The 24,509-nt window shown below is 72.3% G+C and carries 21 protein-coding genes; 10 read left to right on the forward strand and 11 right to left on the reverse strand.

The window, feature by feature from the left end:
* The first annotated feature begins 23 nt into the window (after positions 1-23).
* The 7 genes from recR (at position 24) to ACZ53K_RS15805 (ending at position 7,557) form a co-directional block, all read left to right on the forward strand.
* A complete protein-coding gene (gene recR / locus ACZ53K_RS15775) occupies positions 24-623 on the forward strand; it encodes a recombination mediator RecR (RefSeq protein ID WP_003984655.1) in 600 nt (199 codons plus the stop codon).
* Entirely contained in the window at positions 616-1,281 is a 666-nt protein-coding gene (locus ACZ53K_RS15780; RefSeq protein WP_468836176.1) for a DUF5063 domain-containing protein, read from the forward strand. Before recR ends, ACZ53K_RS15780 begins: the two co-directional genes overlap by 8 nt.
* Before the next feature lie 396 nt (positions 1,282-1,677).
* Complete coding sequence (locus ACZ53K_RS15785) at positions 1,678-2,949, forward strand: aspartate kinase (RefSeq protein ID WP_468836178.1); 1,272 nt, start codon at positions 1,678-1,680, stop codon at positions 2,947-2,949.
* Positions 2,946-4,088, forward strand: coding sequence for an aspartate-semialdehyde dehydrogenase (locus ACZ53K_RS15790; RefSeq protein ID WP_468836181.1), 1,143 nt, complete (start codon positions 2,946-2,948; stop codon positions 4,086-4,088). Before ACZ53K_RS15785 ends, ACZ53K_RS15790 begins: the two co-directional genes overlap by 4 nt.
* 555 nt (positions 4,089-4,643) lie before the next feature.
* Complete coding sequence (locus tag ACZ53K_RS15795; RefSeq protein ID WP_338015960.1) at positions 4,644-5,219, forward strand: SigE family RNA polymerase sigma factor; 576 nt, start codon at positions 4,644-4,646, stop codon at positions 5,217-5,219.
* Positions 5,216-6,640 (forward strand): DUF4232 domain-containing protein, encoded by a 1,425-nt coding sequence (locus ACZ53K_RS15800; RefSeq protein ID WP_468836184.1) that lies wholly within the window; start codon positions 5,216-5,218, stop codon positions 6,638-6,640. The genes ACZ53K_RS15795 and ACZ53K_RS15800 overlap by 4 nt, the downstream gene beginning before the upstream one ends.
* Before the next feature lie 98 nt (positions 6,641-6,738).
* A complete protein-coding gene (locus ACZ53K_RS15805) occupies positions 6,739-7,557 on the forward strand; it encodes an SURF1 family protein (RefSeq protein WP_468836186.1) in 819 nt (272 codons plus the stop codon).
* Between the two features lie 57 nt (positions 7,558-7,614).
* Here the strand turns inward: ACZ53K_RS15805 and ACZ53K_RS15810 are convergent, their stop codons facing one another.
* Both ACZ53K_RS15810 and ACZ53K_RS15815 read right to left on the reverse strand, forming a co-directional pair.
* Positions 7,615-8,460 (reverse strand): pentapeptide repeat-containing protein, encoded by an 846-nt coding sequence (locus ACZ53K_RS15810; RefSeq protein ID WP_468836188.1) that lies wholly within the window; start codon positions 8,458-8,460, stop codon positions 7,615-7,617.
* Positions 8,461-8,880: 420 nt separating this feature from the next.
* On the reverse strand, positions 8,881-10,761 hold the full coding sequence (locus tag ACZ53K_RS15815; RefSeq protein WP_468836191.1) for a S9 family peptidase: 1,881 nt from the start codon (positions 10,759-10,761) through the stop codon (positions 8,881-8,883).
* Positions 10,762-10,830: 69 nt separating this feature from the next.
* On the opposite strand from ACZ53K_RS15815, the gene ACZ53K_RS15820 reads away from it, so the two are divergent.
* The gene (locus ACZ53K_RS15820) at positions 10,831-11,718 is read left to right on the forward strand and encodes a class I SAM-dependent methyltransferase (protein ID WP_468836193.1); all 888 of its coding nucleotides are present in this window, start codon (positions 10,831-10,833) and stop codon (positions 11,716-11,718) included.
* A gap of 51 nt (positions 11,719-11,769) precedes the next feature.
* On the opposite strand, the gene ACZ53K_RS15825 is transcribed toward ACZ53K_RS15820, so the two are convergent.
* The 9 genes from ACZ53K_RS15825 to ACZ53K_RS15865 all read right to left on the reverse strand — a co-directional run bounded on the left by ACZ53K_RS15825 (position 11,770) and on the right by ACZ53K_RS15865 (position 21,170).
* Positions 11,770-12,795: a PLL family lectin gene (locus ACZ53K_RS15825; protein ID WP_468836195.1), complete on the reverse strand. Its 1,026-nt coding sequence runs from the start codon at positions 12,793-12,795 to the stop codon at positions 11,770-11,772.
* Between the two features lie 220 nt (positions 12,796-13,015).
* Positions 13,016-14,818 (reverse strand): sigma factor, encoded by a 1,803-nt coding sequence (locus tag ACZ53K_RS15830; protein WP_468836197.1) that lies wholly within the window; start codon positions 14,816-14,818, stop codon positions 13,016-13,018.
* The gene (locus ACZ53K_RS15835) at positions 14,815-15,093 is read right to left on the reverse strand and encodes a hypothetical protein (RefSeq protein WP_468836200.1); all 279 of its coding nucleotides are present in this window, start codon (positions 15,091-15,093) and stop codon (positions 14,815-14,817) included. The genes ACZ53K_RS15830 and ACZ53K_RS15835 overlap by 4 nt, the downstream gene beginning before the upstream one ends.
* Before the next feature lie 107 nt (positions 15,094-15,200).
* Complete coding sequence (locus ACZ53K_RS15840; protein ID WP_468836201.1) at positions 15,201-16,586, reverse strand: cryptochrome/photolyase family protein; 1,386 nt, start codon at positions 16,584-16,586, stop codon at positions 15,201-15,203.
* Between the two features lie 45 nt (positions 16,587-16,631).
* Positions 16,632-17,027 carry a hypothetical protein gene (locus tag ACZ53K_RS15845; protein WP_468836204.1) on the reverse strand — a complete coding sequence of 132 codons (396 nt, stop codon included), beginning with the start codon at positions 17,025-17,027 and terminating at the stop codon, positions 16,632-16,634.
* A gap of 186 nt (positions 17,028-17,213) precedes the next feature.
* Positions 17,214-17,588: a hypothetical protein gene (locus ACZ53K_RS15850; protein ID WP_468836206.1), complete on the reverse strand. Its 375-nt coding sequence runs from the start codon at positions 17,586-17,588 to the stop codon at positions 17,214-17,216.
* Between the two features lie 281 nt (positions 17,589-17,869).
* Positions 17,870-19,471 carry a protoporphyrinogen/coproporphyrinogen oxidase gene (locus ACZ53K_RS15855; protein ID WP_468836209.1) on the reverse strand — a complete coding sequence of 534 codons (1,602 nt, stop codon included), beginning with the start codon at positions 19,469-19,471 and terminating at the stop codon, positions 17,870-17,872.
* Complete coding sequence (locus ACZ53K_RS15860) at positions 19,468-20,982, reverse strand: globin domain-containing protein (protein ID WP_468836211.1); 1,515 nt, start codon at positions 20,980-20,982, stop codon at positions 19,468-19,470. The genes ACZ53K_RS15855 and ACZ53K_RS15860 overlap by 4 nt, the downstream gene beginning before the upstream one ends.
* On the reverse strand, positions 20,979-21,170 hold the full coding sequence (locus tag ACZ53K_RS15865; RefSeq protein WP_468836214.1) for a hypothetical protein: 192 nt from the start codon (positions 21,168-21,170) through the stop codon (positions 20,979-20,981). Before ACZ53K_RS15865 ends, ACZ53K_RS15860 begins: the two co-directional genes overlap by 4 nt.
* Before the next feature lie 443 nt (positions 21,171-21,613).
* Here ACZ53K_RS15865 and ACZ53K_RS15870 point away from each other — a divergent pair, with 443 nt between their 5' ends.
* Both ACZ53K_RS15870 and ctaD read left to right on the forward strand, forming a co-directional pair.
* Positions 21,614-22,342 (forward strand): response regulator, encoded by a 729-nt coding sequence (locus tag ACZ53K_RS15870; protein ID WP_468836216.1) that lies wholly within the window; start codon positions 21,614-21,616, stop codon positions 22,340-22,342.
* A gap of 267 nt (positions 22,343-22,609) precedes the next feature.
* Complete coding sequence (gene ctaD / locus ACZ53K_RS15875) at positions 22,610-24,472, forward strand: aa3-type cytochrome oxidase subunit I (protein ID WP_468836219.1); 1,863 nt, start codon at positions 22,610-22,612, stop codon at positions 24,470-24,472.
* Positions 24,473-24,509 lie beyond the last annotated feature (37 nt).

Here is a 24,509-nt window from a genome sequence, read left to right on the forward strand (position 1 = left end):
GCAGAAGAGAGAGAAGACGTTCCGTGTATGAAGGCGTGGTCCAGGATCTGATCGACGAGCTGGGCAGACTGCCCGGCGTCGGTCCCAAGAGCGCGCAGCGGATCGCCTTCCACATTCTTCAGGCCGAGCCGACCGACGTCCGCCGGCTCGCGAACGCGCTGATGGAGGTCAAGGCGAAGGTCCGGTTCTGCAGCGTGTGCGGCAATGTCGCGCAGGACGAGCAGTGCCGGGTCTGCCTGGACCCGCGCCGCGATCCGGCGGTCATCTGCGTCGTGGAGGAACCCAAGGACGTCGTGGCGATCGAGCGGACGCGGGAGTTCCGCGGCCGCTACCACGTGCTCGGCGGGGCGATCAGCCCGATCGAGGGCGTGGGCCCCGACGATCTGCGGATACGGGAACTCCTGGCCAGGCTCGCGGACGGCACGATCACCGAGCTGATCCTGGCCACCGACCCGAATCTGGAGGGCGAGGCCACGGCCACGTACCTCGCGCGCATGGTCAAGCCGATGGGCCTTCGGGTGACGCGGCTGGCCAGCGGACTGCCCGTCGGGGGCGATCTGGAGTATGCCGACGAGGTCACGCTCGGGCGGGCCTTCGAAGGGAGGAGACTTCTCGATGTCTGATGCCACGCTGCACGACGCCACGCGGAACCCGGACGATTTCGCCGTACAGATCTCCGACTCGATCGAGAGCTTCATCGTCGCGGTCACCGAGGTGGCGAAGGGCGACGAGCCGGACAGTGCCGTGCCGTTCCTGCTGCTGGAGGTCTCCCAGCTGCTGCTGACCGGCGGCCGTCTGGGGGCGCACGAGGACATCGTGCCGGACGAGCGGTACGAGCCCGATGTCGGCCCGGAGCCGGACGTCGACGAGTTGCGGGAGCGTTTCGCGCTGCTGCTGGACCCGATTGACGTGTACTCCGAGGTCTTCGACCCGTACGTACCGCGCAGCGCGCCCGTCGCCTGCCGGATCTCCGACGACCTCGCGGACATCATCACGGACCTGCGGCACGGCCTGGCGCACTACCGCTCGGGCCGGGTCAGCGAGGCGCTGTGGTGGTGGCAGTTCTCATACCTGTCGAACTGGGGACCGACGGCGAGCGCGGCGCTGCGCGCGCTGCAGTCGCTGGTCGCCCACGTACGGCTGGACCAGCCGCTGGACGAGCTGGACGGCCTGGACACGGACAGCGACGCGGCGGACGGCGACGAGGAGCGGCTCGCCGAGGAGGCCGGCAAGGTCATGGCGGCGGAGATCGCCGGGCCGCTGGGGCTGCGCGAGGTGTGAGGGCGGGTCCGGGACTCGGGGTCGTACGGACGTGATCCGGGCCGTCGGCCGGGTACGCGTCCCCCACGGCAGCCGGGGCGGGCACCGAGTCCGGTGTGATCCGGGGGTCGATGTGACCTGGGCTCGGTGTGACCCGGGCCCGGTGTGCCCTGATGCCCGGTGTGACCTGGGTTACCTTTCCGTGTGTCCTTGTGAGAAGCGGGCATGTGCTGGCCGAGCGGGGCGCAACGACGCGCCCGCGCCGGTCCACGGACGTTCGTGACGTGAGCACTGTGTCTCACCATGTGGTATTGGCGAGGCGGATTCCGCCTGCTCGTTAGACTGAGCCGACCGCAGTACCCCCAGTTCCGGGGGTCCGGGAGGAAACTCCCGAAGAGACAGTTGCGAGGAGCGCACGTGGGCCTTGTCGTGCAGAAGTACGGCGGCTCATCCGTTGCGGATGCCGAGGGCATCAAGCGCGTTGCCAAGCGAATCGTCGAGGCCAAGAAGAACGGCAACCAGGTGGTTGTGGTGGTCTCCGCGATGGGCGACACGACGGACGAGCTGATCGATCTCGCGCAGGAAGTGTCCCCGATCCCGTCGGGGCGCGAGTTCGACATGCTGCTGACCGCCGGAGAGCGGATCTCCATGGCCTTGCTGGCGATGGCGATCAAAAACCTCGGTCACGAGGCGCAGTCCTTCACCGGGAGCCAGGCCGGTGTCATCACCGACTCCGTCCACAACAAGGCACGGATCATCGATGTCACGCCGGGCCGCATCAAGACGTCCGTGGACGAGGGCAACATCGCCATCGTCGCCGGTTTCCAGGGCGTCTCGCAGGACAAGAAGGACATCACCACGCTGGGGCGGGGCGGCTCGGACACCACCGCCGTGGCGCTGGCCGCGGCGCTGGACGCGGACGTCTGCGAGATCTACACCGACGTGGACGGCGTCTTCACCGCCGACCCCCGGGTCGTGAAGAAGGCCCGGAAGATCGACTGGATCTCGTTCGAGGACATGCTGGAGCTGGCCAGCTCCGGTTCCAAGGTGCTGCTGCACCGCTGCGTCGAGTACGCCCGCCGTTACAACATCCCGATCCACGTCCGCTCGTCCTTCTCCGGACTGCGCGGCACCTGGGTCAGCAACGAACCGCAAGGGGACCAGCCCATGGAGCAGGCGATCATCTCGGGCGTCGCGCACGACACCTCCGAGGCGAAGGTCACGGTCGTCGGCGTCCCGGACAAGCCGGGCGAGGCCGCGACGATCTTCCGCGCCATCGCGGACTCCGAGGTCAACATCGACATGGTCGTGCAGAACGTGTCGGCCGCCTCGACGGGGCTGACCGACATCTCCTTCACGCTGCCGAAGGACGAGGGCCGCAAGGCCGTCGCGGCGCTGGAGAAGACCAAGGCGTCGGTGGGCTTCGACTCGCTGCGCTACGACGACCAGATCGCCAAGATCTCGCTGGTCGGCGCCGGTATGAAGACCAACCCCGGCGTCACGGCGACCTTCTTCGAGGCGCTGTCCAACGCGGGCGTGAACATCGAGCTGATCTCGACCTCCGAGATCCGCATCTCGGTCGTCACCCGCGCCGACGACGTCAAGGAAGCCGTGCAGGCCGTGCACAGCGCCTTCGGCCTCGACAGCGAGAGCGACGAGGCCGTGGTCTACGGCGGCACCGGTCGATGACCACACCCTTCTCGGGTACGGCTACGGGCCGCGCGGCTGACCGCGCGGCCCGTAAGCCGCATCTGGCGGTCGTCGGCGCCACCGGCGCCGTCGGCACGGTCCTGCTCGGTCTCCTCTCCGAGCGGGCCGACATCTGGGGCGAGATCCGGCTCGTTGCCTCTCCCCCGAGCTCTCGACTGCGTTCGAGCAGGGGGGACCCCCACCGTTCGGCCGGCCGCAAGCTGACCGTACGGGGCGAGGAGGTCGAGGTCCTCGCGCTGGGCGAAGAGGTCTTCGACGGCATCGACATCGCACTGTTCGACGTACCGGACGAGGTCTCCGCGCAGTGGGCGCCGATCGCCGCCGCCAAGGGCGCGGTGGTCGTGGACAACTCCGCGGCGTTCCGGATGGACCCGGACGTGCCGCTGGTGGTCCCCGAGGTCAACGCGCACGCGGCACGGGTACGCCCGCGCGGCATCGTCGCCAACCCGAACTGCACCACCCTGTCGATGATCGTCGCGCTGGGCGCCCTGCACGCCGAGTACGGGCTGAGCGAGCTGATCGTCTCCTCGTACCAGGCCGTCTCCGGCGCGGGCGAGGACGGCGTCGACACCCTGCGCTCCCAGCTCGCCGCCGTCTCCGGTACGGAACTGGGCACCACGCCCGGCGACGTACGGCGGGCCATGGGCGACACGCTCGGGCCGTTCCCGGCGCCGGTCGCGCTGAACGTCGTGCCGTGGGCCGGGTCCCTGGAGGAGGACGGCTGGTCCTCGGAGGAGCTCAAGGTCCGTGACGAGTCGCGGAAGATCCTCGGGCTGCCCGATCTGCGGGTCTCCGCGACCTGCGTACGCGTCCCCGTGATCACCACGCACTCGCTGACCGTGCACGCGCGCTTCGAGAACGAGGTCACGGTCACCGGGGCGCACGAGATCCTGGCGTCCGCGCCCGGCGTCGTGGTCTGCGACGATCCGGAGGCCGGCGAGTTCCCCACGCCCGCGGACGTGGTCGGTACGGACCCCACCTGGGTCGGGCGGGTACGGCGGTCGCTGGACGACCCCCGGGCGCTGGAGCTCTTCGTGTGCGGGGACAACCTGCGCAAGGGCGCGGCGCTGAACACCGTGCAGATCGCCGAGGTGGTCGCGGGGGAGATGACGGCGTAGGCCGGGGCTCTGAGGGCTGGGCCGAGGACTGGGGCCGGTGCCTGGTGCATGGCGGCCGGTACGCGGGGCCCGGCGTGCGGTATATGGGGCCGATGTGCGACGCTCGATGGCCGGGAAGCGTCGTTCGTGGCCGAGGGGCACCGCTTCGGGACGGTTACTGCCCCGATTGGTGCTGTCACTGATCCGCTCAGGAGATACCTTGTGAGTTGTGTGAAGGTCCTGTGAGCGACTCGTTGGTCCAAACCACTTGAACTGGCCCGACGCCGTGTTCGACTATTCGCTCCCCCCTTACTGCAACCGGTAGTTGGGCGGGGAGCGTCTTTGTGGCCGCCCCTCAAGGGTGTCCATGGACCTGTGGGACAAATGGGGTATTGGGGAAGAGCTGGTACGCATGAGGGCATTTGACCCGCCGTCAAAGACGGTGTCGTGCGCGTACAACCCTGATGGGGGGAAACGTGTCCAACAGGCGTGGCAGAGGTATTCGGCATCGCGATCGCCCCAGGGGGCTCCGGCGGCACAGCAGTGCGGCCGTTGCGGCCCCGCATGCCCGGGGGTATGCCGGTGATCGCCCCGTGGCCCGCCGCGCAGCCCGCGCAGATCTCCTCTCAGCGTGGGGACACTGACGACGCGATGGCTGCGGGCACGACTGTCGACCATCTCACCGAGACCTACCGCGCGCACTACCGATCACTGCTGGGCCTGGCCGCGCTGCTGCTGGACGACACCGCCTCGTGCGAGGACGTCGTCCAGGAAGCCTTCATCCGGGTGCACTCCGCCCGGGGCCGGGTGCGCGATCCCGAGAAGACCCTCGCCTATCTGCGCCAGACAGTCGTCAATCTCTCCCGTTCGGCGCTGCGCCGCCGCATCCTCGGGCTGAAGCTGCTCTCCAAGCCGATGCCCGACATGGCGAGCGCCGAGGAAGGCGCGTACGACCTCCTGGAGCGCGACCAATTGATCAAGGCGATGCGGGGGTTGCAGCGTCGCCAGCGCGAGGTCCTCGTCCTGCGCTACTTCGCGGACATGACCGAGGCCCAGGTCGCCGAGACCTTGGGGATATCGCTCGGTTCGGTGAAGGCGTACGGCTCACGGGGTATCGCGGCGCTGCGCGTCGCCATGGAGGCTCCCGCATGAGTGGCAAGCAGTTCGGCCCGTACGACCCGCAGGACCCGCAAGGCCCGCGGAACTCCCGTACCCCGGGGGAGCCGCGGCATCCGCAGCACCAGCAGGACGTGAAAGCCCCGCAGGGCGCACAGGACCCGCACACCACACGGAGCCCGCAGGGCGCAGAGAGCCCGCAGGACACCCAGGACTCACACAGCTCCCAGGGCCCTCAGGACCCGCAGAACCCTCAGACCCCGAAGGACGAGCCGCAGGAACGGCAGGGGACCGAGCGGACCGGCCAGACCGAGCGGACCGGTCAGACCGACCGGACCGGCCAGGCCGGGCACGACGCCGACCGCGGCGGGGACGACCCGGCCGGTCCCGCCGGTCTCGGCGGTCTCGGCGGCAGTGTCGGTGAGGACGACCTCCGGCGGCTGCTGCGCTCCGCCGTCGGCGACCTGGAGCCCGCCCCCGACTCGCTCGAACAGCTGCGCCGCGCGGTCCCGGCCCGCCGCCGGCGACGCCGCCATGCCGTGGTCGGCGCCGCCGCGGCCATCCTGCTCGGTGGCACGTCCATCCCCGCGATGGTGCATGTCGCCGACTTCGCCGACGGCCCCGAGGACCGCCCCGCCAACGCCGCCAGTACGCAGCGCACGCCGGGCAGCACCGAGGGCACGCACGGCGAGGGCACGGAGCACAGTGGCAAGCCGCCGGCCGGCCACGGCGGGAAGAAGACCGAAGAGGGCAAGCCCGCCGAGCCGGGCAAGAGCCCGGACAAGAACGGCAAGCCGTCGGGCACCAGCACCGGCACGCCCTACCCGTCCGGGACGATGGACGTCACCTCGCCCGCCTGTTCGCGCGCGCAGCTCGGCAACGGTGTCAGCTCGGTCGGGCACGCCGACTCGGCGGGCCGCGTCTACGGCTCGTTCCGCGTGATGAACACCTCCGACACCACCTGCTCGGTCGAGGGCGGCGGCGAGGTCGGCGTACTCGCCCAGGGCAGTACGGACAGTTCGCGGGTCAGTGTCGTCGACCACACCGCGGGCGACGCGGCCCCCGGCCTGCCCGACCCGATCACCACCCCGGACCAGCTGGTGCTGAAGCCGGGCCAGGCGTACGAGGTCAAGTTCGCGTGGGTGCCCGCGGAGGGCGGCGGCACCACGGGCTGTACCGCGCCGCCCCCGTCACCGTCCCCGGCGCCCTCCAAGGCACCGGGTGAGAAGTCGCCGGGCGCCTCGTCGTCCTCCGGTGAGGGCGTCGCGAGCACCACCACCGGCGGCGGCCAGGCAGGTGGCAACGACGGGTCCCCGGGCAGCGGCGGCTCCAACCCGCCGGGCAACATCGTGCTCAACCACACTCCGGAGGCCGGCGAGCCCGCGGCGTCGGACGCCAAGATCCCGGACGTCTGCGCCGGGACGGTCTACCGCACCGAGGCGCTGCCCGCGCAGTAGGGGCAGGCGGCCCGGGCCGGTCGGCCGGGGCCGTGGCGGGCAGGGGCGGTCCGGCCCCGCCGTCCGGGCCGGGCGGTGCTCCCCGTACCGTTGGCCTTGTGTACCGGTTCCTGCTGACCCCGCGGTGGTGGGGAATCAACGTCTTCGCCGTACTGGCGATCCCTTTCTGCATCTTCATGGGCAGCTGGCAGCTGAGCCGCTTCGAGGACCGCGTCGATACGCACCACCAGCAGGAGGACCGGTCCGCCGAGGCGAAGACCGCGGCCGCCCGGCCGCTGGACGAGCTGCTGCCGGTGGACAAGGTCACCTCCGGCCGCCAGGCCACCGCCACCGGCCGCTACGACACCGGGCACCAGCTGCTCGTACCGGACCGCCGGCTCGACGACCGGAGCGGCTTCTACGTGCTGGCGCTGCTGCGTACGGACGGCGGCAAGGCGCTGCCGGTCGTACGGGGCTGGCTGCCCGGAGACGCGAACGCGCCGGAGACCAAGGCGAAGGTGCCCGCGCCGCCGAGCGGTGCGGTGACGGTCACCGGGGCCCTGCAGGCGTCCGAGAACCAGGGCACCGACGGGGTGCACGCGGGCGGCGGACTGCCGTCCGGGCAGCTCGGCATGATCAGCGCGGCGTCGCTGGTCAACATCGTGCCGTACGACGTGTACGACGCCTGGATCACCGTGACCAAGGCCGAGGCGCCGCTGGTGGCCGTACCGCCGGTGGCGGCGGAGGGCAGCGGGCTGGACCTGAAGGCGTTCCAGAACCTCGGGTACACCGGCGAGTGGTTCGTCTTCGCCGGGTTCGTGATCTTCATGTGGTTCCGGCTCTTCCGCCGGGAGGCGGAGGCGGCCAGGGACGTGGCGCTGGGGCTGGTGCCGGAGGCGGACGAGACGGCGAAGGCGGCCGACGCGCCGCGTCCCTGACCGTCCCGCCGGGATACGCCTCCGCTGCTTCAAGCCCGCTGTTCGGCCCCTACCGCTTCAGGCCCGCTGCTTCCAGTGCCCCGGTCGGCTGAGGTCCTCGGGCAGCTTGGTCGCCGCGTCGCCCTTGGCCGCGTTGAGCTGGGCCTGGGTGAGGAAGATGCTGCCGGTGAGGTCGGCGCCGCTCAGGTCCGCGTCACGGAAGTCCACGCCGATCAGGTCGGCGGTCCGCAGATCGGCGCCCTTGAGGTCGGCGGCGATGAGATAGGCGCCGCGCAGATTGGCGCCCCGCAGATCGGCTCCCCTGAGCCGGGCGCCCATCAGATCGGCTCCCCGGTGGTTCTTCTTACGGCCGGGAACGGCGGCCCGCACCAGTTCGCTGGTACGCAGCAGCAGGGCGTTGACGTCCTGCCGTACGGCCGCGACGTCCACCTCGGCGAGCGCGTCGGCGCTGCCGCGGGTGAGCCGGTCTGTCTCCTTGAGCGCGCGGCGCAGCTCCTTGTGGATGGGCCGGGCGGGTGGCAGGGCCAGCGCCTCGGTCAGGTACCAGAGCAGCTCGTGGAGCTGGCGCACGACGGGGAACACGTCGAACATCTGCCGCGCGGTGCCCGGCTCGCTGCGCCAGTCCCGACCGCCGAAGGTGACCTGCGAGACCTTCTGGCCCGCGCCGAAGCAGTCGAAGACCGTGCAGCCGGAGAAGCCCTTGTCGCGGAGGCGGGCGTGGATGCCGCAGCTGAAGTCCTGCTGGAGGTTGGTACACGGCTTGCCGGCGGGCTTGTCGACCGCGAAGTCGGCGGAGGCGGCGAAGGGCAGCGCGACGCAGCACAGACCGAAGCAGCTGCCGCAGTCGGCCTGCAGGTCGAGACGGTCGCCGCCGGCCGAGGGGGCTTCATGCTTCTGGGACACCGCGAGTGCTCTCCTGCCACAAGACGAGCGGGAGTTTTCCCCCGCTCCGTTCCACGTACGAACCTCCATTGTCCGGGATGGGAGAGGGGGGCGGGAAACGGGGACGGGGGATGGGTACGGGGTGGGATGCGGGGCGGGCAGGGGCCCGGGGCGGCCCTCGCTCCCATCGAGGCCATGGGGGGCGCACCGGCACACCGACGGCGAGACGGCTCCCCCGATGCCCCGGCCGGAGACCGAGCCGCCCCACCCGGCGGACGCCGAGTGCCCGAGCCGTCCCGTCCGGCGGACGCCGAGCGCCCAAACCCGCGCCCCGACGAGAAGCGTCACGGCAAGAACGCGAGCCCTGCGTCCGGTGAGGCGGAGCAGGCCGGAGGCCGGGGCGGCCCCGCGTGATGGTGCGGGGCCCGCCTACTTGCCTGCTCAGCCGGTCTGTTGTCCCTTCAGCTCACCGTTGCCGCCCAGCCCCAGGTGGCGGCGGGTGAAGTCCAGTTCCAGGCGGACCTGCTTGATGCGTTCCTCGACCACCAGGGAGCCGTGGCCCGCGTCGTAGCGGTAGACCTCGTGGGGGTGGCCGCGCTCCTTCAGGCGGTCGACGTAGTTCTCCACCTGGCGGATGGGGCAGCGGGGGTCGTTGACGCCGGCGGAGATGTAGACCGGCGCGCGCACTGCGTCCACGTACGTCAGGGGCGACGACGCCTCGAAGCGCTCCGGCACCTCCTCCGGCGTGCCGCCCAGCAGCGTGCGGTCCATCGCCTTCAGGGCTTCCATCTCGTCGTGGTACGCGGTGACGTAGTCCGCCACCGGGACCGCCGCCAGGCCCAGTGCCCACGCCTCCGGCTGGGTGCCGAGGCCGAGCAGGGTGAGGTAGCCGCCCCACGAGCCGCCGGACAGCACCAGCCGCTCGGGGTCGGCCAGCCCGGAGGAGACGGCCCACTCGCGCACCGCCGCGATGTCCTCCAGCTCGATCAGCCCGACGCGGTGCTTGAGGGCGTCCGTCCACTCCCGGCCGTAACCCGTCGAGCCGCGGTAGTTCACCCGCACCACGGCGAAGCCGTGGTCCACCCAGGCCGCGGGCGCGGACGCGAAAGCATCGCTGTCGTGCCACGTCGGGCCGCCGTGGATCTCGAAGACCGTCGGGAACGGGCCAGCGCCGGCCGGCTGCTGCACCAGTGCGTGGACGGTGCCGCCGGGGCCCTCCACCCACGCGTCGGTCACCGGCACCGAGCCCGGCGCCTTCATCCCGGGCGGGTCGAGGACGACCTGCCCGTTCGTCGAGCGCACCTCCGGCGGCTGCGCGGCCGACGACCAGAGGTACTCCACCGCGCCGTCCGGCCGCGCCGTCGCCCCGGCGACCGTCCCGGCGGGCGTCTCGACGCGGGTCAGCTGCCGGGTCAGCGGCTCGTAGCGCCACAGCTCGGCGCGCGCCCGGAACTCGTGCTCCACCAGCAGGGCCGCGCCGTCCGGATACCAGTCGGCGGCGACGTCGCCCGGCAGGTCGATGTCCAGGGCGCTCTCCTCGCCCGACAGCGGGTCCCAGATCATCGGCTCCCAGCGGCCGCGCCGCTGGTGCCCGACGAGCAGCCGGGAGTCGCCGTCCACCGGCGCGAAGCCCATCACCGCCAGGCCCAGCTCCTCGGTGCCGCCCTTGGTGTCGTCCAGCTCGGCGACGGTCGAGCCGTCCGGCCGCACCACCCGGATCGCGGAGTGCATCGCGTCACCGTGCTCGGTGTGCTCGACGGCGATCAGCGAACCGTCGTGCGACAGGGCGCCCACGCCCGCCGACTCGCGGTGCCGGTAGATCTCCACGGGCTGCTGCCCGGGCCGTACGACGTGGAGGGTGGTGCCGTCCTCGTCCGTGGAGCGGCCGATCACCGCCGTGCCGTCCCGGCCGAGCGCCAGGCCCGCCGGGTACGAGGCCTCCAGCCCCGGTGCGGCCGGCTCGTCCGCGCCGCCCCCGAACGGCTGCCGCCGCCAGACGCCGAACTCGTCCCCGTCGGTGTCGGCGAACCACCAGATCCACTCGCCGTCCGGCGTCAGCGTGCCGTCCGTCGTGCCGTTCGGCCGGTCCGTGGCCTGCCGCTGCTCGCCGCTCGCCCGGTCCCAGGCGTACAGCTCGAAGGTGCCGGTGGCGTTGGAGACGAACAGCGAGCGGTCCGGGGCGTCCTCGGCCCACTCGGGCAGGCCGACCCGCGGTGCCCGGAAGCGCTTCTCCCAGTCCGGCGCGGCCCCGGGAGAACCGGCCTCCCCAGGGGCGTCCGCCCCGGAACCGTCTGTGTTGGCGTTGGTGGTCTCGTCAGTCATGGCCCCATTCTGCGCAGGCCCGGAAAAAATCCGCTGACACGGCCCTCAGCCTGTGGATAACTTCGCCGGATGATGACACACACGGGACCTGACGACTGGCGTGCGGCCAACCGGGCCATGTGGGACGAGCGGGTTCCCATCCACCTCGCGAGTGACTATTACGACCAGGAAGGTTTCCGCCGCAGCCGCGACGTCATCCGTGATTTCGAGGTGGCGGAGGTCGGTGACGTCTCCGGCAAGTCACTCCTGCACCTGCAGTGCCACATCGGCCAGGACACGCTGTCCTGGGCCCACCGCGGTGCCGCCCGCGTCGTCGGCCTGGACTTCTCCGAGCCCGCCATCGAGGCCGCCCGCGCCCTGGCGGCGGAACTCGGCATCGGCCCGGACCGTGCCTCCTTCGTGGCGGCCGACGTGTATGACGCGGCCGAGGCCGTCGCCGCCGCGAACACCCTGGCCAACGCCCCCGGGGCCGCCCCCGCGGACACGATCGCGGCCTTCCCCGCGTACGACATCGTCTACACCGGCATCGGCTCGCTCTGCTGGCTCCCGGACATCCGCCGCTGGGCCGGGACGGTGGCGTCGCTCGTCGCCCCCGGCGGGTTCCTCTACCTCGCCGAGTTCCACCCGCTGACCGACGTCCTGGACGACGCGAGCGCCTCGCGCGTCACGTACGACTACTTCAGCCGGGACGCCTGGGTGGACGAGAGCCCGGGTACGTACACGGATTTCGCGGCCCCCACGGTCAACAACCGCCGTGTCGAGTGGCAGCACACCCTCGGCGACGTGGTGTCCGCCCTGGCGGCGGCCGGGCTGCGCATCGACTTCCTGCACGAGCACGACATGACGCTGTTCCAGCGCTTCGGCTCGCTGGAACGCGGGGACGACGGCTGCTACCGGTTGCCGGCCGACCGTCCCCGCGTCCCGCTCATGTACTCGCTCAAGGCGTCGCGCCCGTAGGCGCCACGGTCTCGGGCGTCGTGCCCGTAGGGCTCACCGGAGCCCGGCGGTTCACACGAACTTCTGCGGCCGGTGCCACAGCGCCTCGTCGGTGCCGCGGAAGAACAGCTCCAGCCGTCCGTCCCGGTTGGTGCCGACCACGGGGTCGCCGCCCACGTTGCGTACGAGCTCGAAGTGGCCGCTCCAGTCCACTCCGTTGATCTTCGATTCCTCGGCCGCGTACATGTGGCCGTTGGTGCTGTGGTGGAAGACCACCAGCCGCCCGTCGGCCGCCCGCGCCAGCGCGGGGGCGCCCTGGACGCCGCCGGCCAGGCTGGACGCGGAGGTCCAGGAGTCGTACCCGGCCTTTTGCTGGATGTGCCACAGCTGGGTGTCCGTACCGCGGAAGAACACCTGGATGCGCTGGTTGGAGTCGAGTCCGGCCTCGATGCCGCCGCCGATGTTGCGTACGAGCTCGAAGTGGCCGCTCCACGAGTCGCTGGAGTCGGGGACCTTCTGCTGGTTGTCGTAGAGGTTGCCGTTGGTGCTGTGGTGGAAGACCTCCAGCTTGCCGTCGCCGGCCCGCGCGACCGCCGGGTTGCCCTGGACGCCGCCGGCCAGGCTGGACGGCGCCACCCAGTTCTCGTAGTCGACGTTCTGCTGGTACACGTGCCACAGCTGGGTGTCCGTGCCGCGGAAGAACACGTCCAGGCGGCCGTCGGCGTTCACGGCCGGGACCGGGTCGCCGCCGACGTTGCGGACGATGACCTCTTCCGGGCTGAAGCCGCCGTCGATGACGCCCTGCCGTACGTGGTGCAGGTGGCCGTCCGCGCCCTTGTAGAAGACCGAGATACGGCCGTCCAGGCCGCGGATGGCGTTGGGCTCGCTGCCCAGCGAGCCGCCCAGGTTCTCCCAGTCGCTCCAGCCGCCGTCGCGCTTCTGCCAGATGGTCCACAGGGCCTGCTCGTTCTTGCCGCGGGCGAACACCTGCAGCCGGCCGTCGGCGTTCGGGGCCACGGAGGGATTGCCGACGATCTGCCCGTGCAGGGACGAGACCTCGTCCCAGGCCATGCCGGGTGTGGTGGGGATGTCGACCATGATCGCTCTCCTTCGTGCGTACGAGTGGAGCAGGTCGGCGCACAGGCTAGCCACGGGAACGGCGCCCGAGAACACGGCTCGGCCGATTGACCGGAACCGCCGGTCATACCCGGCCATGAGCGACATCGGGGAACCACTGGCGGGGGCCCGCCGGGCGGGGCGGCCCCCCCCGGAACGCTTCTGACGGATCACCGTGCCGTCACGGCGCCCGGCATGCGAACTAACCGGGCTCGTCGACGGGAGTCGTCGACCGGGTGCGGAAATCCTGGTAGTGACCGGGCCGTTCGACAAAGGGGCCGGTTCCGGGCTGCCCGTCCGATGCCGGTCCGTTCGATGCCGGCCCATCCGATATCGGTCCGTCCGTCGGTGTCTGCGGCTCGGACGGCCCGACGCGCGCGCCGTCTCCGACCGGCACCTGTTCGAACGGCTGCGTCACGCTTTCGTTTCCCGCCACCTTCTCGTCCTCCGCCACCTCTTCGTCCTCCGTCACCTTCTCGTCCGGCGGCTGTTCCTGGGGCAGCTCCTCGGTCGTGGACGGTGCGGTTCCGATGGGGGCCTTCGCGGAAACCGGAGGACGGGGGTCTCCCGATGGACCGGCAGCCGGACCCGCCGCCTTCCCCGCCTCCGGAGCGGCCCCGGGGGCCGGGGCCGTGGCGGCCGACCCGCTCGGCGCCGGCGCGGCCTTCGTATGCCCTGGGCCCGGATGGCGGGCCGAGCCGCCTGCGGACGCCGGCGAGGTGCCGCGCGGCTCCCCGGGCGGGGCCGTGGAGCTCCAGGGAAGCTGTGCCATCGGAAGGCCGCCGCCGTTTCCGTACGCGACGCCCAGGCCCAGCGCGAACGCCACGAGGGTGTTCACCGTGATGCGGCGCCCGATGCCCGGTGCGCCGCCCGGCCTGTTCCGGCCGCCGGCGCAACCACCGTAGGCACCGTTGCGCGCTGTCTTCCGGCCGCTGCGGCGCGCCTGGCGTGACCGCCGGCCGCTCCGCGCGGCCGACGGGCTCTTGACCTCCGTCGTGAACCCGCCATCGGCCGGCGAACCGGCGGCGACCAGGTCGGACCGGTCGAACCGCTCCCGAGCCAGGTCCGCCAGGAGGTCGGCGAACGCGAAGGGCGCGGCGACGGGGAACCAGCGGGCGACACTGCGCGTGCCGTTGCCCTTGCACGTACGGCACTTGCCGGTGTGGCGGGTGACGGAACCGCACACGGAGTGCGGCAGGGCTTCGGTACTGCCCGGGGCGGCGAGGAACCGTTCCAGGGCTGCTACCTCCCGCCGGTTCCGTTCGGCCGCCGCGTGGTCGCCCTGCGCCTCGGCGGCCAGGGCAGCGGCCTTCCGGGACGTCACGGCGTCGTTCAGGAGTCTGTCGAGCCCGCCGCACGCGGCCCGGTTACGGGGATCCTTGGCCAGCACATGGGACTTGAAGGCCTTCTGCAGCGCCTCCATGTGGTCCTTGGTGTTCCCGCTGGCGAGTCCGAGCCCCTGCGCCAAGAGGTCGCCGGTCAGCTCCTGACCGGCGTACAGCTCGTGGAACCGCTGCCGGACCGGGCCCTGCGCCGCTGCGATGTTCCTGATCAGGGCCAGGGCGCGGCTGCGCCGGGCCGTGAAGTCGGTGTCGTCCGCCGCGATCTGCCGCAGCCGGTGGGCCGTCTTCCGGCCGATCGTCTCCTCCCAGTTCTCCAGGGGGGCACCGATGGCCGCGGTGGTCCGGGCCTTCTTCCGCCGCTGCTGTGCGCAGCGCCGCCAGGCGATCTGATAGAGCCAGGACTCCAGGGCCTCCGGATGCTGCAGCTGCTCCAACTGGACCCAGGCCGTCAGAAAGGTCTCCTGGAGCGCTTCCTGCGCGGCGTCCCGGTCGGGTAACAGCCGCTTGAGGCAGAAGCCGTACAGGCGTTCGTCGTATGCCTGGTGCAGCTCTTCGAAGATGGCGCGGCGTGCCCGCCGGTCCGTGGCCGCCTGGAAGCGCCTGACCAAGTCGGTGCTGTCCTTGCCGGTCGCCGGCTGCCTGATGCTGGTTGATGCCGTCACTGCTTCACCCCCGTGCGCTCCGGCCCGTGGCCGGAGCACGAGCGTCGCACGCGGGACTGCACGGCGGCCCGCCACGAGCGGGGCGCACGGGCGGGCAGGAACCGCGCACGGTGGTGCGGGGGGCGTGGACGGAGCGCGATGGCGCCGATGACGGCGTCGGCGCACAGCACCAGCAGGTCCCGCAGCGTGCCCGCGGGCAGTACCAGGTCTGCCAGTGCCATCACCCCACCCAGCAGTGCCACCCGCACCACTCCCGGCAGCAGCCTCCGATTCATGGTCTTTCTCCCTCGACTGTTCCCGTTGGAAGACGGTCGTAGGAGAAGGGCTCGGGGGCAGGCCGGTTCGGGGCACTTCCCCGGAAAAGTTTTCCGGCGACAGCGCCCTAGTCCAGCCCCCGCGCCCGCTTGAAGCGCGCCAAGCCGTCGGCCAGGTCGACCACCGGTTCCGGGTAGCCCAGCTTCGCCCTGGCCGCGGCCGGCGTCAGTTTCCATGGCTGGTGGATCGCGCCCTTTTCCAAGCCCGGTACGTCCGCCAGTTCGGGCACCCAGCGCCGTACGTACGCGCCGTCGGCGTCAAAACGCTTCGCCTGGGCCAGGGGATTGAGGACGCGGTTGGGCCGCGTGTCGGTGCCGGTGCCCGCGGCCCACTGCCAGTTCAGCTGGTTGTTGGCGAGGTCGCCGTCCACCAGGAGCGACAGGAAGTGCGCCGCGCCCAGCCGCCAGTCCAGGTACAGCGTCTTGGTCAGGAAGGCGGCGGTCAGCAGCCGCGCGCGGTTGTGCATCCAGCCCTCGTGCGCGAGCTGCCGCATCGCCGCGTCCACGATCGGGTAGCCGGTACGGCCGGTGCGCCACGCCTCGGCCTCCTGCTCGTCGCGGCGCCACAGGTCGTGCCGCGTCCGGTAGTCCGTGTGCGCGGCGGACGGGCGGGCGGCGAGGACCTGGTGGTGGAAGTCCCGCCAGGCCAGCTGCCGTACGAAGGCCTCGGCGCCGTCACCGTCACCGCCCGCACTGCGGGCACGGTGGACCAGTTCGGTGGCGGACAGTGTGCCGAAGTGCAGATGCGGGGAGAGGCGGGATGTCGCGTCCCCCGCGAGGTCGTCCTGCCGCTGCGCGTAGCGGCGGAGGGGGCTGCCCAGCCAGGCCGACATGTGGCGGCGGCCCTCCGCCTCGCCGCCCGCCGCCAGCCCCGGCGACCCCCCGGACACGTCACGCCGCCGCGGTACGGGAAGGGAGCCGACCGCCTCGGGCACCCGTACCCGCCGGGGCGCCCGTAGTACGTCGCGGAGGCGTTCGGCCTGCCAGCGCCGGAAGTACGGCGTGAAGACCGCGAAGTGGTCCTTGCCGGCCGGGGTGACCTCACCCGGCGCGAGGGCGGTGACCACCGCGTCGTGGACGTGCAGCCGCCGCCCGTCGGCCTCCAGCGTCCGGCGCAGGCGCTCCTCCCTGCGGTGTGCGTAGCCGCTGACCCCGCCCGCCACATGCACGTCGCGCGCGTCCGCCTCGGCGGCGGCCTTGGCGGTCTGCTCGACGACGTCTCCCGTACGGACGACGAGCCGGCCCTCGCGTGCGCGCAGCGCGCCGTCCAGGTCCGCCAGGGAATCGGCCAGGAAGGCGCGGCGGTTGGGCACGTCGAAGCCGGCGGCCCGTACGCCGTCGTCGAGGACGAACAGCGGTACGACGCCGCCCGTGCCCTTCGCGGCGGCGTGCAGGACGGGGTTGTCGTGGACCCGCAGGTCGGAGGTGAACAGGGCGATCGAGACAGTGCTCACGCGGGTCGCTCCGGGCTTCGTGGGGGGAGGGGAGGGGCGTGCGGGTCAGGAGCGCGTACGCGGCGCACGCGCATCGGGCGCCGGCCACAGCACCCCCGCGACCGACAGCGCGCCCCACCCCACGGATACGGCCACCGCCGCCCGCCGCCGGGCCCGGCCCGGAAGTGTCGCACCGAGCAGCGCCGCGTCGCCGAAGTCCGCCGCGATGCGCAGGCAGGCGGCGGTCCGCAGTGCCGGTCCCGCAGGCGCCAGGGCCAGTGCCAGGCCGCAGGCCGCGTCGCGCCAGGCCAGCGGGCGCAGTGCGGTACGGGTGGCCGGGGCCGTCCGGCCGTCCGCCGCTGCCAGGCCGGAGGGTTTGGCCAGCAGGCCGGGCCAGGCGGTGACCGCCAGGCCGTACACCGCCGTCGTCGCGCCCACGGTACGCAGCAGTCCCACGTGCATCGTCCGCCTCCTCCGGTTCGCCGTCCCGGCAGCGTGCTGCCGAGCGGCGTGCCCTCACCGTGTCGTGGCCGCCGCCTCGCGGCTCCGCCGGTCCTGCGCGTACCCACTCTTCCCCGTCCGCCGCGTTCCGGCGGCTCAACGCGCCCGGTGGATGCGGCGGACCGTTCCGGCAGAGTGGTGGGTGTCTCAGACGTCCAGCTCCGACTCGACCTTGCGCAGGCTCTCCCGCGCGGCCTCCAGGTCGCCTCTGGCCCGGTCCAGGACGAGGTAGACGAAGATGCCCTGGCAACTGCGGCGGGTGAACGGGCGGATGAGGTGGAACTCGTCGTCCAGCGTGACGATGATGTCTTCGATGCGCTCGGGGCGGTAGCCGATCAGTTCCAGCGTGAACAGCTTGGCGCGCACCACGTCGGTGTCCCCGCGGGCCGCCGCTTCGAGGTCGGGGCCGGCCGGATCGCCGACCGCGCCGAGTGTCAGACGGCTGAAGTAGTCGACGATCGAGGCGCCGAGGACGCCTTTGAGCCCCGCCAGGTCCCGCAGCGTCTCATCGATGCCTGCCATGGCCACCTGCCCCGGGCACCCGGCCCTGCTCGCACGTCGAACCGACCGCCGACCAGACTTCCCGGCACACCAGGAGCGCCTCGTGGCGACCCCATGTGGCCATCTTGGCACGGAACGCCACCGCTTGACGCCGTATCAGGCGGGACACTTGGGGCGGCAGGGGCGTCGGCCGAGGGCGCGCCCGGCCGTGCGCGCGCGTGAGATGTGGTGCGGGCGCCGGGGCGCGTACCCACGCGCTGCGATGTGCGCGTACCCGCCCCGGCGCCCCCGGGCCGGCGGTGTCAGGCCACGGCCGCCGCGATGATCTCGTCGGCCGCCCGCTGCCCGCTCGCCACGCAGTCGGCGACCCCCACGCCGTCGTAGGCCGCACCGCACAGCCGCAGCCCCGGCAGCGCGGACAGCCCGTTGCGGACCCGGGTCACGCGCGCCGGGTGGCCGACCGCGTAGTGCGGCAGCCCGCCGATCCACCGGGTCACGTCCGTCGCCACCGGCCGCGCGGTCAGCCCGGTGGCCTCGCCCAGGTCGCGCAGCGCGGCGCTCACCAGATCGGCGTCGTCCAGGTAGAGGGTCTCCTCCTGGCCGTACCGGCCGATGGACGTCCGCAGCACGAACAGATCCCTGGCCCGCTCCGACAGCCAGTCCCACTTACGGGTCAGGAACGTGGACGCCTTGATGGTGTGCCCGTCCCCCGGCGGCACGAGGAAGCCGCACCGCCCGTCGAACGCCGTCAGCCCCTCCAGGTGCGAGCGCCGGAACGCCATCGTGACGAGCGCCATCGACGCATAGGCGACCTCGGACAGCTCGGCCGCCGCGAGCGGCGACTCGGCGGCGAGCAGGGTGGCCGCCGTCCAGGCCGGGGTCGCGAGGACCAGGCCGTCGCAGAGCAGGGTGCGGGCGGCCGTGCGCACCTCCCAGCCATACGGGCCCCGGGTCAGCGCCAGGGCGGGGGTGTTGCGCAGAATCTCGCCGCCGGCGGCGCGTACGGCCTCGGCCACGGCGCCCGCCAGGGTTCCCGCGCCCCCGTCCAGGCCCAGGTAGTCGGGGCCGCCGCGGGACAGGTCCGGGATCGTGCGGGCCCCTCCGGAGCTTTCGGGCGAGATGCTCCCGGCCGCACCGGACAGCCCGCCCGTGAACTCCCGCTCCGCCCGGCCCGCGCCCGGTTCCGGCCGGGTGAACCCCGAGCGGGGGCGCGGGACGAACGGCCCGGACCGCGTCCGGCCCGCGGCCCCCGGCCGGTCGGCGAGGCGCCGCTGCTCGGCGATCCGCCGTTCCTCCGCGAGCCGCCGCTCCAGCGCCTGCCGCTCCTCGGCGATCCGCCGCTGCTGCTCGGCCGACCGCCGCCGCACCTTCCGTACGCCGGTGAGCAGCGCGCCATCGTGCCGCGCCGCCTCGAAGAGCTGCGGTACGGCGGCCCGCAGCGACACCTCGTACGTATCGGCCGTACGGGCCCTGCCGAGGACGTCCCGCCCGCGGCAGCTCGGGATCGGCCGCAGCGCGCCCCGCGTCCACAGCGCGGCGTCCGTCGTGGCCGGGACACGCAGCCGGTTGCCGAGACCGACCTCGCGCGCCAGGTCGACGGCTTCCGGCCGGGGCACCCGCAGCGCCTCGGCGCCCAGGTCGACCGGCGTCCCGGCGATCTCGCCCGAGCGCAGCTTGCCGCCGACCCGGCCGGTGGACTCCAGCAGCGTCACACGCAGTCCGGCGCCGGTGAGCCGGTGCGCGGCGGCGAGCCCGGCGATGCCCGCGCCGATGACGACGATGTGCCGCGCGAGCGCCGGGCCGGCCGTGGCGGCCTGGCCGGAGATGACGGCAGGGCCGGTCGCGAGACCGGGCTCGGCCTCGGTCCCCGTACGTACGGTGGAGGCGGTCGTCGGCACACTCATGAGTCGGCTCCTTCGAACGCGGTGCTCGCGGTCGTCGTCCGGCCGGCCGCGGCACCCCGGGACCGGGACACCACGGCGGGCCCGCCCGCCGCCGGATCGTCGGCCGCCTCCCCGGGGCGGGACGGCGGGCGCAGGATGTCGGAGAGCGGGTCGTGGCGGATGCTGTGCGGCGGCAGCCCGGCGGCGGTCAGCCGCGCCACGGTCGTGCCGACCACCGCGGTCGGCCCGCTGACGTACGCGAGATGCCCCGACCAGTCGCCGTGCCGCGTCACGGCGTCGGCCACCGCCTCGGCGAGCGCGTCGTGGCCGTACGCGTCCGCCTCGAAGGCGCCGCCGGTCTCCGGACGCCGGCCGATCACGGGCGTCACCCGCAGCCAGGGCCGCCCGCGCTCCAGCTCCGACGGCGCGCCCGCGTCGTACAGGTCGGCGAAGCTGTGCGCGCCGAGGAACAGCCGTACGCTGCGGTGGCCGCGGCGCGCCGACAACTCCTCCAGCAGCGCCTTCACCGTCGCCCAGCCGGTGTCGGCCGCCACCAGCACCAGGTCGCTCGCAAGCTCGTCGTCCAGCGTCATCGACCCGCGCGGCGGACCGACGCGCAGGACGTCACCGGCCCGCGTGTGCGCCACCAGGGCCTCACTGACGCCGCCCGTGCAGGTCTGCCGTACGTGGAACTCCAACTCGCCGTCGGTCCGGGGCGCGCAGGCGATCGAGTACTGCCGCCACGCCTGCGGCAGCCGCGGCGACTCCAGCGCCGCGTACTGCCCCGCCCGGTACGGATACGGCTCGTGCGGCCGCACCCGCAGCACCGCGAGGTCCGGGCGGCGGCGCTCGTGCGCGGTCACCGTGGCCTGCCAGTACGGCGGTTCGGCGAGGGCGGCCTCGGCGCCGCTGACCATGGCGGCGACGGCGAACCGCAGCATCCGCACCCACGCCTGCTCCACCGCCTCGGCCCAGCGCGGCCCCGCCGTACGGCGCAGCGCCTCGCACAGCGCCGCCTCGAACGCCTCGAAGTGCACCGGGCGCACCCCGAGCTTGCGGTGGTCGCGGCCGAGCCGGCCGAAGACCTCCGCGATGTCGTCCGGCCGGTGCAGGTTCTCGATCAAGTACCAGAAGGCGCGCGCCAGATGAGCGCGCTGGAACTCCATCGACTCCGGGAACAGCGACCGCAGGTAGGGCCACCGCCGGAACATCGCCTCGTAGAGACGGGTGATCAGCTCGCCGAAGGGCGTGACGAGTTCCAGGTACTCGGTGATCACCCGCTGGTCGGCGGCACCGTCGTATGCGTCGGTGCCCGAAGCGGCCGGGTACGGTCCCGCGGACCCGGACACGTTCCCGGAGTGGATCGCGGGCCGGCCGATCGCTCGGGGCCCGTCGGACGGGCCGCCGTAGGCCGGGCGCTCCTGGGCGGCGGTCTCCTCGCGCTCCGAACGCGGCGAAAGGATACGGCGGCGCAGCCGCATGGCCTCGTGCCGGGCGAGCAGGGCGTGGTAATCGTCGTTGACGCCACTCATGAACGTACGGCCGGGATCGTGGCGGCGGCACCGGCACCCATGGCGACGCTGGCCCGCGGGGACGTACGGGCCGCGGCGGCCGGGCAGGACGGGCAGGACGGGCAGGACGGGACGAGGGGGGAGACCGGGAGGGCCGGAACGGCTCGGAGCGCTCTGACCGTGACGGCGTACGACGCGAGGCGTGGCATGAGCGGACCTCCTGAAGGGGATGGGGCGCGTCAGTATGGCACCAGGCAAAGGTGCCCAAACGGCCCTATTCCCCCGGGACTTTCGGCCCTCGCCGCACACCGGTGACCAGGTGTGTGGTGCCCTCGCACCCCTTTGCGCGCGTATCGCGTACCTCGCCCATCTCCAGCTGGGCGGTGCGCCGACGCGCGCGGACTCAGGGGGTATTACGGCGGCGGCGGGCCACCGGTCCGGGCGGCCGCCGACCGGCCCGCCCCGCCGGACCGCACGTCCCCCGGTCCCGGACCGGTATCCCCGCACGCCCGGCCGACAGATCGAGAGCCGCATGAACCAGCACACCGGACCCACGGGAACCACGGGAGCCACGGGACCTATGGGAACCACCGGACCCACAGGAACCACCGGATTCGCGGGAGCCACCCGGTCCACCCGATCCACCGGCCCCATGGAAACCACCGGACCCACCGCACCGGACGCGCAGCCGCTGCGCGTCTTCATCCTCGACGACCACGAGGTGGTCCGCCGGGGCGTCCGCGACCTTCTCGACGCTGAGGACGGCATCGAGGTCGTGGGGGAGGCGTCCAGCGGCCCGGAGGCGCTGGCCCGGGTGCCGGCCGTACGCCCGCAGGTGGCGGTGCTGGACGTCCGGCTGGGGGAGCGGGGCGAGCCGTCGGGCGGCGACCACGAGGGCATCGTGGTGTGCCGCGAACTGCGCGCCCGGATGCCCGAACTGGCCTGTCTGATGCTGACGTCCTTCGACGACGACGAAGCCCTCTTCGACGCCATCATGGCGGGCGCCGCCGGTTATGTCCTCAAGCAGATCAACGGGTCCGACCTGGTGAACGCCGTACGGACGGTGGCGGCGGGCAAGTCGATGCTGGACCCGCGCACGGCCTCCCGCGTGATGGCGCGGCTGCGCGCCCCGCAGCAGCCCGAGGCGTCCCCGCAGTCCGAACTGGACCGGCTGGCACCCCGGGAGCGCGAGATCCTGGAGCTGATCGGCGAGGGCCTGACCAACCGGGAGATCGCGGACCGGCTGTTCCTCGCGGAGAAGACGGTGAAGAACCGTATCTCCACGATCCTGTCCAAGCTGGGTGTGGGCCGCCGGGTGCAGGCCGCGGTGATCGCCGGGCGGATACGGGGGCAGCAGGAGCAGCAGCGGGGCGGGCGGTAGGCGGTGCGCCAACGGGCCGGAAAGCGTGCGATACGAGGCCGGTTGGCATGCGCTGCGCCGTGAGCCCGCCGCGCCCGGCCCGGCGCCGGGCCGGTAGGCCGATCAGGAGAGGGACCGTCGGCGGCCGTCCCGGCCCGCCCGGCCCTATGGCGGCGGACGCGCCGCGAACGACCCTGGTGAGGCCGGGAAGAGCCGGTCTCTCCCCCGTGCTGAGGCTCTTCCCGGCCAGAGTCGGAGTCATGCGCCAGAGGTGAAGGACACAGCCCGGTGGACGGATCGGATACACGTACGCAGTCAGACCCCGGATCGGAGGCAAACCCCGGCACCCCGGCCGGGTCCGCCACCGGGACGGACACCCACCGGGATACGGGCGGGCACCGGGGCGCGGCCGACGGGAGCGGGACCGGGTCCGGGAGTGGAACCGGGTCCGCGTCTGCCTCCGGGGCCGGGTCCGGCACCGTCACCGGCCCACCGCCTGCCGCCGCCGCCCCGCCGCCCGCCGTACTCGGCCCCCGCCCGGTCCGCCGCCGGATCCCGCTGGAGTGGCTGACCACCACCGACCACAAGAAGATCGGGACGCTCTACCTGGTCACGGCGTTTGTGTTCTTCCTGGTGGGCGGCCTGATGGCGCTGCTGATGCGGGCCGAACTGGCCCGCCCCGGCACGCAGATCATGTCGAACGAGCAGTTCAACCAGGCGTTCACGATGCACGGCTCGGTGATGCTGCTGCTGTTCGCGATGCCGCTGTTCACCGGCTTCGCGAACTGGCTGATGCCGCTGCAGATCGGCGCGCCGGATGTGGCCTTCCCGCGACTGAACATGCTCGCCTACTGGCTGTTCCTGTTCGGTTCGCTGATCGCGGCGGCCGGCTTCCTCACCCCGCAGGGCGCCGCCGACTTCGGCTGGTTCGCGTACGCGCCGCTCTCGGACGCGGTGCACTCGCCCGGCGTCGGCGCCGACATGTGGATCATGGGCGTGGCGCTCTCCGGCTTCGGGTCGATCCTGGGCGCGGTCAACTTCATCACCACCATCATCTGTATGCGCGCCCCCGGCATGACGATGTTTCGGATGCCGATCTTCACGTGGAACGTGCTGCTGACCGCGCTGCTGATCCTGATGGTCTTCCCCGTACTGGCCGCCGCCCTGTTCGCCCTCGAAATGGACCGTAAATTCGGTTCGCACATCTTCGACGCGGCCAACGGCGGCGCACTGCTCTGGCAGCACCTCTTCTGGTTCTTCGGGCACCCCGAGGTCTACGTCCTCGCCCTGCCGTTCTTCGGCATCGTCTCCGAGGTCATTCCGGTCTTCTCCCGGAAACCGATGTTCGGCTACATCGGGCTGATCGCCGCCACGATCTCCATCGCGGGCCTGTCCGTCACCGTATGGGCCCACCACATGTATGTGACCGGCGGCGTGCTGCTGCCCTTCTTCGCCTTCATGACCTTCCTGATCGCGGTGCCGACCGGAGTGAAGTTCTTCAACTGGATCGGCACCATGTGGAAGGGGTCGCTGTCCTTCGAGGCCCCGATGCTCTGGGCCACCGGCTTCCTCGTCACCTTCGTCTTCGGCGGCCTGACCGGCGTCATCCTGGCCTCCCCGCCCATGGACTTCCACGTCTCGGACACCTATTTCGTCGTCGCGCACTTCCACTACACGCTTTTCGGTACGGTCGTGTACGCGATGTTCGCCGGATTCCACTTCTGGTGGCCCAAGTTCACCGGCAAGATGCTCGACGAGCGGCTCGGCAAAATCACCTTCTGGACCCTCACCGTCGGCTTCAACCTCACCTTCCTCGTACAGCACTGGCTCGGGGCCGAAGGAATGCCCAGGCGGTACGCGGACTACCTCGCCGCCGACGGATTCACCACCCTCAACACCCTCTCGTCCATCGGCTCCTTCCTGCTGGGCCTGTCCTTCCTGCCCTTCTTCTACAACGTCTGGAAGACCGCCAAATACGGCAAGAAGGTCACCGTCGACGACCCCTGGGGCTACAGCCGCTCACTGGAATGGGCCACCTCCTGCCCGCCGCCCCGCCACAACTTCACCTCGCTGCCGCGTATCCGCAGCGAATCCCCGGCCTTCGACCTGCACCACCCGGAGGTCGCCGCGCTGGAATCGAGCCGCACCTGACGTCCCCGGCCCGCGGCTGCGGGGGCACGCCGACGCC

Source organism: Streptomyces sp. NPDC033221 (assembly GCF_055577005.1).